General features: G+C 70.5%; 13 protein-coding genes and 1 riboswitch. Of the genes, 2 read left to right on the forward strand and 11 right to left on the reverse strand.

Annotation, left to right across the window (positions count from 1 at the left end; all coding sequences use genetic code 11):
- Positions 1 to 166: 166 nt before the first annotated feature.
- Positions 167 to 1,708, reverse strand: coding sequence for an amino acid permease (locus ACWCQS_RS30970; RefSeq protein ID WP_388626062.1), 1,542 nt, complete (start codon positions 1,706 to 1,708; stop codon positions 167 to 169).
- Between the two features lie 51 nt (positions 1,709 to 1,759).
- Positions 1,760 to 2,716 (reverse strand): hypothetical protein, encoded by a 957-nt coding sequence (locus ACWCQS_RS30975; protein ID WP_451007519.1) that lies wholly within the window; start codon positions 2,714 to 2,716, stop codon positions 1,760 to 1,762.
- 216 nt (positions 2,717 to 2,932) lie between these two features.
- Between ACWCQS_RS30975 and ACWCQS_RS30980 the strand changes: the two genes are divergently transcribed.
- Both ACWCQS_RS30980 and ACWCQS_RS30985 read left to right on the forward strand, forming a co-directional pair.
- Positions 2,933 to 3,553, forward strand: coding sequence for a uridine kinase family protein (locus ACWCQS_RS30980; protein WP_451007626.1), 621 nt, complete (start codon positions 2,933 to 2,935; stop codon positions 3,551 to 3,553).
- Between the two features lie 428 nt (positions 3,554 to 3,981).
- On the forward strand, positions 3,982 to 5,844 hold the full coding sequence (locus ACWCQS_RS30985) for an AAA family ATPase (protein ID WP_451007520.1): 1,863 nt from the start codon (positions 3,982 to 3,984) through the stop codon (positions 5,842 to 5,844).
- A gap of 106 nt (positions 5,845 to 5,950) precedes the next feature.
- Here the strand turns inward: ACWCQS_RS30985 and ACWCQS_RS30990 are convergent, their stop codons facing one another.
- From ACWCQS_RS30990 to ACWCQS_RS31030, 9 genes are all read right to left on the reverse strand, one after another.
- The gene (locus ACWCQS_RS30990) at positions 5,951 to 7,024 is read right to left on the reverse strand and encodes a hemolysin family protein (protein WP_451007521.1); all 1,074 of its coding nucleotides are present in this window, start codon (positions 7,022 to 7,024) and stop codon (positions 5,951 to 5,953) included.
- Entirely contained in the window at positions 7,021 to 8,355 is a 1,335-nt protein-coding gene (locus ACWCQS_RS30995; RefSeq protein ID WP_451007522.1) for a hemolysin family protein, read from the reverse strand. Before ACWCQS_RS30995 ends, ACWCQS_RS30990 begins: the two co-directional genes overlap by 4 nt.
- Before the next feature lie 226 nt (positions 8,356 to 8,581).
- Positions 8,582 to 9,034: a PH domain-containing protein gene (locus tag ACWCQS_RS31000; protein WP_451007523.1), complete on the reverse strand. Its 453-nt coding sequence runs from the start codon at positions 9,032 to 9,034 to the stop codon at positions 8,582 to 8,584.
- Between the two features lie 15 nt (positions 9,035 to 9,049).
- The gene (gene hisG, locus ACWCQS_RS31005; protein ID WP_451007524.1) at positions 9,050 to 9,898 is read right to left on the reverse strand and encodes an ATP phosphoribosyltransferase; all 849 of its coding nucleotides are present in this window, start codon (positions 9,896 to 9,898) and stop codon (positions 9,050 to 9,052) included.
- A 54-nt stretch (positions 9,899 to 9,952) separates the two neighbouring features.
- On the reverse strand, positions 9,953 to 10,225 hold the full coding sequence (locus ACWCQS_RS31010) for a phosphoribosyl-ATP diphosphatase (RefSeq protein WP_351809542.1): 273 nt from the start codon (positions 10,223 to 10,225) through the stop codon (positions 9,953 to 9,955).
- Positions 10,226 to 10,258: 33 nt separating this feature from the next.
- Entirely contained in the window at positions 10,259 to 10,744 is a 486-nt protein-coding gene (gene ribH, locus ACWCQS_RS31015; protein ID WP_450983218.1) for a 6,7-dimethyl-8-ribityllumazine synthase, read from the reverse strand.
- 24 nt (positions 10,745 to 10,768) lie between these two features.
- Entirely contained in the window at positions 10,769 to 12,082 is a 1,314-nt protein-coding gene (locus ACWCQS_RS31020) for a bifunctional 3,4-dihydroxy-2-butanone-4-phosphate synthase/GTP cyclohydrolase II (protein ID WP_451007525.1), read from the reverse strand.
- Positions 12,079 to 12,720, reverse strand: a complete 642-nt coding sequence (locus tag ACWCQS_RS31025) for a nicotinamide mononucleotide transporter family protein (RefSeq protein WP_451007526.1) — start codon at positions 12,718 to 12,720, stop codon at positions 12,079 to 12,081. The genes ACWCQS_RS31020 and ACWCQS_RS31025 overlap by 4 nt, the downstream gene beginning before the upstream one ends.
- Positions 12,717 to 13,325 carry a riboflavin synthase gene (locus ACWCQS_RS31030; RefSeq protein ID WP_388626080.1) on the reverse strand — a complete coding sequence of 203 codons (609 nt, stop codon included), beginning with the start codon at positions 13,323 to 13,325 and terminating at the stop codon, positions 12,717 to 12,719. Before ACWCQS_RS31030 ends, ACWCQS_RS31025 begins: the two co-directional genes overlap by 4 nt.
- Before the next feature lie 158 nt (positions 13,326 to 13,483).
- A riboswitch (FMN riboswitch) is annotated at positions 13,484 to 13,614 on the reverse strand.
- Positions 13,615 to 13,705: the final 91 nt, after the last annotated feature.

Raw genomic sequence — 13,705 nt, forward strand, 5'->3', positions numbered from 1 at the left:
CGTACGGCGCCATCAATATTGGTCTCGGCCACTGGAACGGCAGAGTGGGCTGGTCGCGCAGTCCCCCGAAGGGGCGCGGGGAACTGCGCAACCGGGCCACCGGCCCGCAGCCGCACAGTTCCCCGCAACCACCCGAGCCGGACGCCTCCTGCAGTGGTGCTCGGCGTCAGACGAGATCCATCGCGGCGACCTCGTCGGGCCGCCCGTAGCTGATCGGCCCCTGGAAGCGGCGGCGGGCCGTGGCGAACCACCACACCGTCGCCACGACCAGCACGGCGGCCAGCGCGATCGGCGCGTAGTTGAAGGAGTCGACCGTGATCGGCGAGGCCTGCGGCAGCATGAACAGGACGCTGCTGAGCACGATCCAGATCACCGCGAGCCAGCCGACCGGCCGCCCCCAGCGGCCCAGCTGCCAGGGCCCCGGCTGGAACTCGTCACCGAGCCGGAGGCGGAGGAAGATCGGCACGGCGTAGGCGAGGAAGAGGCCGACCACGTTGACGCTGACGATCGCGGTGAACGCGGTGTGCGACCACCAGCCCGGCACGACCAGGGCCACCGAGCAGGCGACCGCGAGCCACACCGCCTTCACGGGCGTACGGGTGCGCGGCGAGACCGAGTGCCACCAGCGGGAGCCCGGCATGGCGCCGTCGCGGGAGAAGGCGAAGATCTGCCGGGTGTTGCTGGTGAGGTTGGCGAGCCCGCAGAAGAGCATCGCGCCGATGACGACGAGGAGCATGACCTTGGCGGTGCCGAGGCCGAGGCCGTCGATGAGGATCTGGACGGGCGGCGCCGCCGAACCGGCCACCTTGGCGTAGTCGCCGATGCTGTAGACCAGCGCCAGCATCAGGATCAGACCGGTGATCGCCGAATAGCCGATGGAGCGGGTGATCCCCTTGGGTGCGTTGATCGTCGCGTGGACCGTTTCCTCGGACATGTGGAAGCTGCCGTCGAACCCGGTGAACGTCCAACTGGTGACCAGCAGGCCGAGCATGCCGCCGTAAAGTCCGTTCGTGAAGCCGGTGTTGTTCTCGAAATGCGTCACGAAGGACACCGGCTGATGGTGATCCGGCATCACTATGAGTGCACCCACGATCACGACGAGTCCGATCAGCAGCCACCACACGGAAATGCGGTTCAGTACGGCGACGAGCTGCACCGTGTAGGTGTTGGCGAGGCCCTGCACGACGATGATCAGGGCCGTGATCAGCACCGTCTGGTGCGCGGTGGGCTGGTAGGAGGGCCACTGCAGCTGGATGAAGGCCTGGATGAAGGTGGCCGCCGCATAGCCGGTGGCGGCGGTGCCGCCGATCTGTCCCACGAAGTTCAGCCAGCCGGTAAACCAGGACCAGGCGCCCTTGTGCCGCTTTGCAAGTTTACCGGCGGAGAAATACAGGGCACCGCTCGTCGGATAGGCCGAGGCGACTTCCGCCATGGCCGCGCCGATGAGCAGCACCATGACACAGACCCCGATCCAGCCGAAGACGAGAATGCGCGGCCCGCCCGCGTTCATACCGAATCCGAAGGACGAGAAAATACCCGAGAGGATATTGATGATGGTGAAGGAGATCGCGAAATTGTCGAACGCCTGGAAGCGCCGGGTGAGTTTCCGCGGATAACCCATCGCGTGCAGGGTCGCGTCGTCGTCGAGCACGACCGCGTCCTCGCCCGCGCGGGCCTTCGCCCGGGACGCCGATGTCCGTTCCGACACAGTTCGGCCTTTCTCTGAGTGAATCGAGTGAATGGGCAGAGCATGTGCAGATCAGTCGGGCCGCGGGACGGGCAGGCCGCAGGCACGGCGGGCCCGGGAGAGCTGCTCGGCGGGGTCGCCGAAGGCGCTCCAGGGCATGCGCGAGGCGTACGGGCCCATCGCCGTGAACACCGCCCGGGCCTCGAACTCGCGCCGGGCCATGACCAGGGCGTGCGCGAGGTAGGCCAGGTCGAGCACCGGGGTGAAGCGGTAACGGGACACCGTCGGCAGCCAGTTCTGGTAGATCGCCAGCGCGGCGGAGCGCCACTGCGGCTCTTCCCAGACGCGTTCGGCGAGCAACTGGGTGGGGTTGTAGCTCTCCACCAGGGCCACCAGCGGCAGCAGCCGGAGGGCGGAGTCGGCGGGCGCCCGCTGGCTGAGGAAGGCGGCCACGTCCCAGGCCGCGTTGACCGAGCCGCCGTGGCGCGTGAAGAAGAACGACAGGAAGCGGTGGTGGCCCTCGCGGTGCCAGGGGTCCAGCGAAAGGACGTGCGCGAACAGCCGCCAGGGGCCGGGCGGGGCGGTGAGCAGGCCCCGCGGGGCCGGGTCGCGCAGCCGGTGCAGCCGGGCCATGGCGAGCTTGGCGACCCAGGGTGTGGGGTCCTCGGGAGCCATGGCGGCGGCGCGGTCGCAGGCGGTCAGCGCGATCCGCTCCAGCGCCTCGGCGCGCTCGTCGCGGGCGTCGGCGGCCCGCAGCGCGCGCTGCACGGCGACCCGGGCCCACATCAGCGCCGCCTCGGGTGTCGGCTCCTCGGCGAGCCAGCGCTCGACCAGGTCGGTGCCGGCCGCCTCGGAGGCGAGGACCAGCGAGCGATGGGCGCGCAGGGCGAAGTCGGTGCGCGTCTCGGCGAGGGCCTCGTGCGCGTATCGATAACGCCCGGCACGCACATCGACGCATACGCTCGCCAGGACACGGTCGTCGGCCGCCGGATGCCACACATAGTGCCCTTCGAATAACTCCGCGGCCATGTCTCCCTGCCAGTCCCCGTACGGCGCACAGTGGTTGCGCTGGAGGCACCCTACTCAGCCGCGGGCACGCCCGGAACGCCTAATTCGACATATCGGTCAGGGGATTCGCAAATGTTTATCCGCGCCATTGACTGGCTGCCGGCCGATGGTTCAAAACGCGACCACTACTACACTGTTTCCGGAAAACCGCCCACACCGACCACCCCGGGAACCACCATTCACGACCTCGCCGCCCGGCTGCGCGGGCTCCCCCCCTCCCTCGGGCCGGTCCGGCTGATCGGCGTCGACGGACACGCCGGCTCGGGAAAGTCCACCTTCGCCGGGCACTTGGCCGCCGCGCTCGACGGGGCTCCGGTGCTGCACCTCGACGACATCGCCAGCCACGAACAGCTCTTCGAGTGGACCGACCGGCTCATGGCGCAGGTGATCCATCCGTTCGCCCACGGCGAGAGCGCGTCCTACGAGCCCTACGACTGGCGCGCCCGCACCTTCGGCGCACCACGCCCGCTGCCGGCGGCGCCCGTGGTGCTCGTCGAAGGGGTCGGCGCCGGCCGCCGGGCGCTGCGGCCGCATCTGGCGCTGCTGCTGTGGATGGAGCTGCCCCGGGAGGAGTCCTGGACGCGCGGCCGGCAGCGGGACGGGGCAGAGCAGCGGGAGTTCTGGAGAGGCTGGGTCGAGGCGGAGCGTGCGCACTTCGCCGAGGACCCCTCGCGCCCCCATGCCGATCTTCTGGTGCTGCAGAGGCAGAAGGGGTACGAGGTGCTGCCGGGTCCTGGGTCAACCCGTGGACCGGACCAAGGTGTGACCCAGAGTAATGGACCGTCCGCGTTGTGGTGAAGCTGTGAAGACCCTTGCGGAGGAACTTCTCCAACTGTCTCAACTCCGCTTGACCCGGGGGCCGTACAGGTCTTACGTTCTCAATGAGCGGTCATTCGGGACCGCCCCCAGACGCGAAGCCCCCGGTTGTTCCCCCGTGACCGGGGGCTTCGTTCTGTCCACGCACCCCTTTCCCGGGCGCCCGGCGCACCGATCCGCTCACCCTCGGTCACCGAGCCGTGTGCGCCCCGTCTGCTCCCACCTCGCCAAACGGCCTGTGCGGCACCCTTCGGCACGCGGTCATCGCGCGGGTACGATGCCCTCGGTGCGACCTTCGAGGCTGCCTGGCGCACCGGTAACTCCGGTCCGCGGCACGGCGGTTCGACCGCGGCGGCCGTCGGGCGACCGCCCGGTGGTGAACCACGGGGACACGGTCTGTGGGGGGACGGATGGACTTCGGCACGCAGGGCCACGAGGCCCCGGCCGACCTGGCCTGGCTGCGGGGTGTGGACGCCTACACGATGGGCGCCTATCCGCAGGCGGAGGAGGAGTTCCGCACAGCGGTGCGGATGGACCCGGGGATGGCCGACGGCTGGCTCGGGCTGCACGCGCTGCGGGTCGACACGACGACCTCACTGCTCAGGATGTTCCGGCACCGCGACCGCTTCGGCGAACAGCGCGCCCGGCACCGCCGAACCCTCAACTCCTGGTACTGGCTGGGCTGGTGGGTGCAGCCGGTGCTGGAGAGCCCGCGCGATCTGCTGCTCGCGCACGCCTCGCACTGGCTGGACGGCCGTCACGTGCCCGAGCTGGACCGGGCCCTCGCCGGACTGCCCCCGGTCGACACCGACCCGCAGGTCCGCTTCCTGCACGCCTGCCGCGCCTATCTGGTCAAGGACTGGGAACAGCTGGTACGGCACACCGACCCGCTGCTGGACGATCCCATGCTCGGCATCGAGGCGGGCTTGTTCGGCGGCATGGCCAGAGTCCGGCTGGAGATGTACGGCCAGGCCGAGCCCCTGCTGTCGGCGGCGCTGATGCGCTGCCGCAGCGAGCAGCCGCAGCGCAAGGAGCTGCGCTACTGGCTGGCGCGGGCGCACGAGGGCACGGGCCGCTCGGCGGCGGCGCTCCCCCTGTACCGGGCCGTGCACCGGGTCGACCCGGCCTTCATGGACACCTCGGCACGGCTGGCCGCGATCGCCGAGGGCGACGGGTACGACGACACCGCCGACCTGGCCGCGATCACCCTGACCGGTGCGGGACAGGACAGCGTGGACGGGCCGGACGGATTCGATCCGCTCTTCGGCACCGAGGGGCGTGATCTGCGGCTGCCGGAACCGGATCTGCCGACCGGGCCCCTGCCGTCGGTGAGCGATCCGGGTGTCCGGGTGAAGACCGGGGTCTCCTCCTCCCCCATCCCGGCCGGTCCGACCGATCCCGCCCTGCTGGAGGAGGCGCTCGCCGAGCTTGAGCGCATGGTGGGGCTGGAACCGGTGAAACGTCAGGTCAAGGCGCTGTCCGCGCAGCTGAACATGGCCCGGTTGCGGGCCGGGCAGGGGCTGCCGGTGCAGCCGCCGAAACGGCACTTCGTCTTCTCCGGGCCGTCGGGGACCGGGAAGACCACGGTGGCCCGGATCCTGGGGCGGGTCTTCTACGCGCTGGGCCTGCTCGGCGGGGATCACCTGGTGGAGGCCCAGCGGGCCGATCTCGTCGGCGAGTACCTCGGGCAGACGGCCGTGAAGGCCAACGAGCTGATCGACTCCGCGATCGGCGGGGTGCTGTTCGTGGACGAGGCGTATTCCCTGTCCAACTCCGGATACGGCAAGGGGGACGCGTACGGCGACGAGGCCTTGCAGGTGCTGCTGAAGCGGGCCGAGGACAACCGGGACCATCTGGTGGTGATCCTCGCCGGCTATCCGGAGGGCATGGACCGGCTGCTGGCCGCGAACCCCGGGCTCTCCTCCCGGTTCACGACCCGCGTCGACTTCCCCTCCTACCGGCCGCAGGAACTCACCGAGATCGGGAAGGTACTGGCCGCGGAGAACGGGGACGTGTGGGACGAGGAGGCGCTGGAGGAGCTGCGCTCGATCGCCGGGCACGTGGTCGAGCAGGGGTGGATCGACGAGTTGGGCAACGGGCGGTTCCTGCGGACGCTGTACGAGAAGAGCTGCGCGTACCGGGATCTTCGGCTGTCGACGTATGCGGGGACGCTGTCGCGCGAGGACCTGGCGACGCTGCGGTTGCCGGATCTCATGCAGGCGTACGGGGAGGTGCTGTCGGGGCGGGGGCCGCAGGATCCGCCGGGTATGTGATGCGCCCCGAAGGGCCGCGAGGCCGTGTTTGGTCTGCGGCTCCGCCGCGCGGGCGCGACCGGCCACGACGCGCCCGCGCCCGCGCAGCTCTCCGTGACCAACCGGGCTAGGAGGCGAGCACCTGCTCCGGCTCCCCGCTCACCCGAGGCTCCGGCATCTCCCGGTGCGCCGGATCCCGAACCTCGCCCACCAGCAGTTCCAGGACGTCCTCCAGAGCGACCAGACCCAGCACCTTGCCGGAGGCATCGGCGACCTGGGCCAGGTGTGTGGCCGCCCGCCGCATGACCGTGAGGGCGTCGTCGAGCGGCAGCTCGGCCCGCAGGGTGGTCATGGGACGCCAGACGTGCTGCGGGACGGCACGGTCCGAGTGCTCCAGGTCGAGGACGTCCTTGACGTGGACATAGCCCATGAAGGGGCCCTTTTCCGTCGCCGAGACCGGGAAGCGGGAGTACCCCGTGCGGGCCGTCAGCTCGACGATCTGGCCCGGGGTGACCGACGGAGCCACCGTGACCAGCGACTCCCGGCGCAGCAGGACGTCGGTCACCGGGCGGGAGCCCAGTTCCAGCGCGTCCTCCAGGCGTTCCCGCTCCTCGGGGTCGAGCAGGCCCGCCTGGCCGGAGTCCTCCAGCAGTCGGTTGAGCTGCTCGCTGGTGACGACGGCCTCGACCTCGTCCTTGGGCTCGACCCGGAAGAGCCGCAGGATGCCCCGGGCGCAGGCGCCGAGGGCCACGGTGATGGGCCGGCACAGGCGGGCGAACCAGACCAGGCCTGGGCTGAGCCACAGCGCCGCCTTCTCGGGGGCCGCCATCGCCAGGTTCTTCGGCACCATCTCGCCGATGACCAGGTGGAAGAAGACCACGGCGGCCAACGCGATGACATAGCCCAGCGGGTGGACCATGCCGTCGGGGAGGCGGACCGCGGCGAACACCGGCTCCAGCAGATGCGCGACCGTCGGCTCGGCCACCGCGCCCAGCGTCAGTGAGCAGACCGTGATGCCGAACTGGGCCGCCGCCATCATCTGGGGCAGGCGTTCGAGGCCGTGGAGCACCTGTCGGGCCCGGGCGGTGCCGAGCGGTTCGATCTGGCTGCGGCGCACGGAGACGAGCGCGAACTCGGCACCGACGAAGAAGCCGTTGGCGAGCACCAGCAGCGCGGCGAAGACCAGTTGGAGGACGCTCATCGGGCGGCCTCCATCACGTTCACCGCGGGGGCCGTCCTGACCAGGCGGACCCGTTCGGCGCGGTAATGGCCGACCTGGCGGACCGAGAGCCGCCAGCCGGGCAGTTCGGCCCGGTCACCGGGGGCAGGGATACGGCCGAGCAGGTCGGCGACGAGTCCGGCGACCGTCTCGTACGGCCCCTCGGGCACGTCGAGGCCTATGCGCTGGAGGATGTCGACGCGGCAGCTGCCGTCGGCGTCCCAGGCGGGCCGGCCGTCCTCGGGCGGGGCGGGGGCCAGCTCGGGCATGTCCTTGGCGTCGTGCTCGTCGCGCACCTCGCCGACGAGTTCCTCGACGATGTCCTCCAGGGTGACCACGCCCGCCGTGCCGCCGTACTCGTCGACGACGACCGCGATGGGCTGCTCGGAGCGCAGCCGGGCGAGCAGGGGCCGGACCGGCAGGGTCTCCGGGACCAGCAGTGCCTTGCGGGCGATGCGGCTCACCGGGGTGCGCAGCCGGTCGTGCACGGGGACCGCGAGGGCGTCCTTCAGATGGGCCATACCGACGATCTCGTCGATCTTCTCCCGGTAGACGGGGAAGCGGGACAGGCCGGTGGCCCGGGTGAGGTTGACGACGTCCTCGGCGGTGGCCGTGTCCTGGAGGGCGCTGACCTTCACGCGCGGGGTCATGACGTGCTGCGCGGTCAGCTCGCCCAGGGACAGGGTGCGGACGAACAGGTCGGCCGTGTCCTGTTCCAGGGCGCCGGCCAGGGCGGAGTGGCGGGCCAGGGAGACGAGTTCGCCCGGGGTGCGGGCGGAGGCCAGTTCCTCGGCGGGTTCGACGCCGAGGGCGCGCACCAGCCGGTTGGCGACGGTGTTGAGCGCGGCGATCACCGGGCGGAACAGGCGGGCGAAGCGGTGCTGCGGGCCGGCCACGAACCGGGCGACCTGCAGTGGCTTGGACACCGCCCAGTTCTTGGGCACGAGCTCGCCGATCACCATCTGGATCGCGGAGGCCAGCAGCATGCCGACGACCACGGCGACACCGGAGGCGGCGCCGTCCGGGATGCCGATGGCGGCGAACGGGCCGCGCAGCAGCCCGGCCAGGGCCGGTTCGGCGAGCATGCCGACGACCAGGGAGGTGATGGTGATGCCGAGCTGGGTGCCGGAGAGCTGGAAGGACAGCTCCTTGAGCGACTCGGCGACCCTACGGGCCCGTCGGTCGCCCTCGGCGGCCGCCTTCTCGGCGTCGGTCGCCTCGACGGTCACCAGACCGAACTCGGCGGCCACGAAGAAACCGTTGGCGAGGATCAGCAGGAAAGCCGCTCCCAGGAGCAGCAGGGAGATGGTCACGCTGCCACCGCCTTCCCGGTATGTCGGGTCGGGGCGGCGCAGGTACTACAGGACGATCCGTCCATCGCTGGAGGGAGTCACTCCTCGGGTAGCAGGAACCCCCGTGCACCGGGTGGTGCTCCAGGGGCGGGGCCGCAGCGAAACGGCCTCCGTCACCAGATTAATCAAGACACGGGCCGCTCGGGCAGGGTGGACGCCCCCGAGTCAGCCCCGATCTGCCCCCGATTCAGCCCTGATCTTCCGCCAGGTGGGCCGTGGAGCGGGCTTCGGTGAGGGCTCGCAGGGCCTGCGCGTCGGCGATGGCGCGCTGCTTGGCGAGGCCCGGCTGGATGCCGAGCGCGGGCAGGCTGGTGCCGTCGCTGAGGTTGAGGAACACCCAGGGATCCCCCGGACGGAGGTTCACCTGGACGATCTCCGCCCAGTCCAGGCGCCGCTGACCTGCGATGTTGACCACGGTGACCCCGGACTCGTCGGCGACGACCTTCACCCGGGACAGCCGGGCCAGCACCCAGAAGATCAGCGCCCCGGTGACGACGAAGCTCGCCCGCTCCCCCGGGCCGAGCTTCAGCAGCAGCGCGATCCCGGAGATGGTCAGGAAGATCAGCACACCGGCGGTGAGCAGGATCGCCCGCGTATGGCCCGGCCGGAAGGTGACGGGAAGGGTGGGAGTGTCGGCCATCTCGGTGCGCACCCCTTACAGGCGGCAGGCGTGGATGGCCGTGGTGAGGATGGCGCGGGCGCCGATGGCGTAGAGGTCGTCCATGATCCGCTGCGCCTCCTTGGCGGGGACCATGGCGCGGACCGCGACCCAGCCCTCGTTGTGCAGCGGGGAGACGGTCGGGGACTCCAGGCCGGGGGTGAGCGCGACGGCCTTCTCCAGCTGCTCGACGCGGCAGTCGTAGTCCATCATCACGTACGTGCGTGCGACCAGGACGCCCTGGAGGCGGCGCAGGAACTGCTGGACCTTCGGCTCCTCGCCGTCGGTGCCGGTGCGGCGGATGACGATCGCCTCGGACTTCATGATCGGCTCGCCGAAGACCTCCAGGCCGGCGTTGCGCAGGCTGGTGCCGGTCTCCACGACGTCGGCGATGACCTCGGCGACGCCCAGCTCGATCGCGGTCTCCACGGCGCCGTCGAGGTGGACGACGGAGGCGTCGACGCCGCTGTCCTCCAGGTGCTTGGCCACGATGCCCTCGTAGGAGGTGGCGACCGTCCTGCCCTTGAGGTCCTCGATGCCGTCGGCGGTGCCCGGCTTGGCGGCGAAGCGGAAGGTGGAGCGGGCGAAGCCGAGCGGCAGGATCTCCTCGGCGTCGGCGCCGGAGTCGATCAGCAGGTCGCGGCCGGTGATGCCCACGTCGAGGCGGCCGGAGGCGACGTAGATCGCGATGTCGCGCGGGCGGAGGTAGAAGAACTCGACCTCGTTCACCGGGTCGACGATCCGCAGCTCCTTGGACTCGCGGCGCTGCTGGTAGCCGGCCTCATGCAGCATCTCCGCCGCAGGGCCGGACAGTGAACCCTTGTTGGGGACGGCGATGCGCAGCATGAGGTCGGCTTCCTTTGCGTGAAGGGGTTTCTACGGCGGTTACGGCGGGGCGGCTTACAGGTGGGCGTAGACGTCGTCCAGGGAGATCCCGCGGGCGACCATCATCACCTGGATGTGGTACAGCAGCTGGGAGATCTCCTCGGCGGCCGCCTCCTTGCCCTCGTACTCGGCGGCCATCCAGACCTCGGCGGCCTCTTCGACGACCTTCTTGCCGATGGCATGGACGCCCTTGCCGACCAGCTCTGCGGTGCGGGAGGTGGCGGGGTCCCCGTGGGCGGCCTTCTGCTGGAGCTCGGTGAAGAGCTCCTCGAACGTCTTCTTGGACATGGTGTCCTTACCCTACGCGCTCCGGCCGGTGCCTCAGTGCCAGGGTTCGGATACTGAGCGGAGCGTGGCGGCGGTCGAGACCGCCGCGGTCACCGCCTCGTGGCCCTTGTCCTCGTTCGAGCCCTCCAGTCCGGCCCGGTCCAGGGCCTGCTCCTCGGTGTCGCAGGTGAGCACGCCGAAGCCGACGGGCACGCCGGTCTCGACGCTGACCTGGGTGAGGCCCTGAGTGACGCCCTGGCACACGTAGTCGAAGTGCGGGGTGCCGCCGCGGATGACGACACCGAGGGCGACCACGGCGTCGTAGCCGCGCCCGGCCAGCACCTTGGCGGCGACCGGGAGTTCGAAGCTGCCGGGGACCCGGATCAGGGTCGGCTCGTCGATCCCCAGGTCGTGCAGGGCGCGCAGGGCGCCGTTCACCAGACCGTCCATCACCTTCTCGTGCCACTGCGCCGCGATGACGGCGACCCTGAGGTCGCTCGCGTTGCGTACGGACAGTTCCGGTGCACCCTTGCCGCTCACGTGTGTCCTCTCAGTGCTTCTTGCTTACTGGTTGCCGCAGCCGGACGCGACCGCGGCCGCGGAAGCGGTCACGGCGGGCGTCTCCAGCCAGGGCAGGTCGTGTCCCATACGGTCGCGCTTGGTGCGCAGGTAGTGGAGGTTGTGCTCGCCCGCCTGAACAGGCATCGGCTCCCGGCCGGTGACCTTCAGACCGTGGCGCAGCAGCGCGTCTGTTTTGTCCGGGTTGTTGGTCATCAGCCGGACACTGTGCACGCCGAGGTCCGCGAGGATCTGGGCGCCGGCGCCGTAGTCGCGGGCGTCGGCGGGCAGGCCGAGTTCGAGGTTGGCGTCCAGGGTGTCGCGGCCGCGCTCCTGCAGCTCGTACGCCCGGAGCTTGGACAGCAGACCGATGCCGCGCCCCTCGTGGCCGCGCAGGTAGACGACCACGCCCCGGCCCTCCTCCTGGATGCGCCGCAGGGCGGTGTCCAGCTGGGGGCCGCAGTCGCAGCGCAGGGAGCCGAAGACGTCACCGGTGAGGCATTCGGAGTGGACGCGGACCAGGACGTCCTCGCCGGCGCCGAGGTCGCCGTGGACGAGGGCGACGTGTTCGACGCCGTCGACGGTGGAGCGGTAGCCGTAGGCGGTGAAGGTGCCGTGCTTGGTGGGCAGGCGGGTCTCGGCCTCGCGGCGGACGGTGGGTTCGCTGCCGCGGCGGTAGGCGATCAGGTCCTCGATGGAGATGATCGTCAGGCCGTGCTTGCGCGCGAACGGGATCAGCTCGGGCAGGCGGAGCATCCGGCCGTCCTCGCCGGCGATCTCCACGATGGCGCCGGCCGGACGCAGGCCCGCGAGCCGGGCGAGGTCCACGGCGGCCTCGGTGTGGCCGTTGCGGACGAGGACACCGCCGGGCTTGGCGCGCAGCGGGAAGACATGGCCGGGGCGGACGAAGTCCGTCGGCTCCGCCGTGCCACTCGCGAGGAGCTGAAGCGTCGTCGCGCGGTCGGAGGCCGAGATGCCGGTGCTCACACCGTGCGCGGCGGAGGCGTCCACGGAGATGGTGAACGCGGTCTTCATCGACTCGGTGTTGTCCTGGACCATCTGCGGCAGCCGCAGCCGGTCCAGTTCCTCGCCCTCCATGGGGGCGCAGATGAGTCCCCGGCACTCGCTCATCATGAAGGCGACGATCTCGGGGGTGGCCTTCTCGGCGGCGATGACGAGGTCGCCCTCGTTCTCCCGGTCCTGGTCGTCGACGACCACGACCGGGCGGCCGGCCGCTATGTCGGCGATGGCCTGCTCGACGGGGTCGAGCCCGAAGTTCTCGATGGTGTCCATGTCGTACAGGGGCGGTGCCGAGGTCATGCCGGGGCTCCTTCCAGGACGGGCTGCGGATTCCTGCGGGAACGCAGCCACCAGTCGCGCATGCCCCACAGGACGAGTGCGCCGTAGATGACGTAGACGAAACCGGAGAAGGCGTAGCCGTTGGCGAAGTTGAGGGGGACGCCGACGAGGTCGACCAGCAGCCAGGCGATCCAGAACTCGACCATGCCCTTGGCCTGGGCGTACATGGCGACGACGGTGCCGACGAAGATGTAGGCGTCGGGCCAGGGGTCCCAGGACAGCGACGGGTACGCCGTGAAGAGCAGTGCCACCGCGACCGTGCCGGCGGCGGCCGCGCCGAGCATCGCCGCGCGCTCACGCCAACTGGCGAACCGGGGGGCGATGTGGCCGTCCTCGGCCCGGCCCTGGTTGCGCCGCCACTGCCACCAGCCGTACAGCGCGACGGCCATGACGACGGCCTGCTTGCCGGCGCTGCCGGTCAGATGGCCGTAGAAGGCGGCGAAGAGGACGAGACCGGAGAGGAACTGCACGGGCCAGGTCCACAGGGAGCGGCGCCAGCCGAGCGCGAGGGTGATCAGGCCGAGGATGTTGCCGGTCATGTCCGACCAGATGATGCGCTGCCCGAAGAGGGTGAAGGCCTCGGAGTTCAGCCAGTTCACTTGGTGGCTCCCTGGGCACGGTCGCCGAGGAGCCGCTCGACGTACTTGGCGACGACGTCGACCTCGAGGTTGACCGGGTCGCCGGGCTGCTTGAGGCCCAGCGTGGTCAGGGCGAGGGTGGTCGGGATGAGGCTGACGGTGAAGTGGTCCGGTCCGGCGTCCACGACCGTGAGGCTGATGCCGTCGACGGTGATGGAGCCCTTCTCCACGACGTAGCGGGAGAGGTCCGCCGGGAGGGAGATCTTCACGATCTCCCAGTTCTCGGAGGGCTTGCGCTCCAGCACCTCGCCGGTGCCGTCGACGTGGCCCTGCACGATGTGCCCGCCGAGACGCGCGCCCACGGCCATGGGGCGTTCCAGGTTGACGCGGGAGCCGACGCCGAGCGCGCCGAGGCTGGAACGGTTGAGAGTCTCCGCCATCACATCGGCGGTGAACTCGTCGCCCTCGTGCTCCACGACGGTGAGACAGACCCCGTTCACGGCGATGGAGTCGCCGTGCTGCGCGCCCTCGGTCACGACGGGGCCACGGAGCCGGAAGCGGGAGGCGTCGCCGAGGTTCTCGACGGCGGTGACCTCACCCAGCTCTTCGACGATTCCGGTGAACACTTCCCGGGTCCTCCTGCCTCTTGGGGCACGGACTCCGGGGCCTGTCGATGACGACAGAATGTACGGTCGAACACACCTGCGGCGACGCCGAAAGAGGCCCGTCCGCATGCGGACAAGCCCCAGATACGGCGACGCGCACACCTACGTGTGCCCGCCCGCCGCGCACTGCCTCCCATCCGGACTTTAACCGTCGGTCCAGGAATTTCACCTGGTCAACCGGCCGCTGGAAGCGACCGGGTCGCGGACTGTAACCGCCGGTTCGGACTTTCACCGACCCCGGAGTGCGCTGCTTCTGGTACATGGCCAGTGTGCCACGCCGGGCGGCACTCCAGACAGACGGAGGGTGTGGGCTCCCTCACAGCATGTGTCGCCGGGCTTGC

This window comes from Streptomyces sp. NPDC002076, from assembly GCF_053593835.1.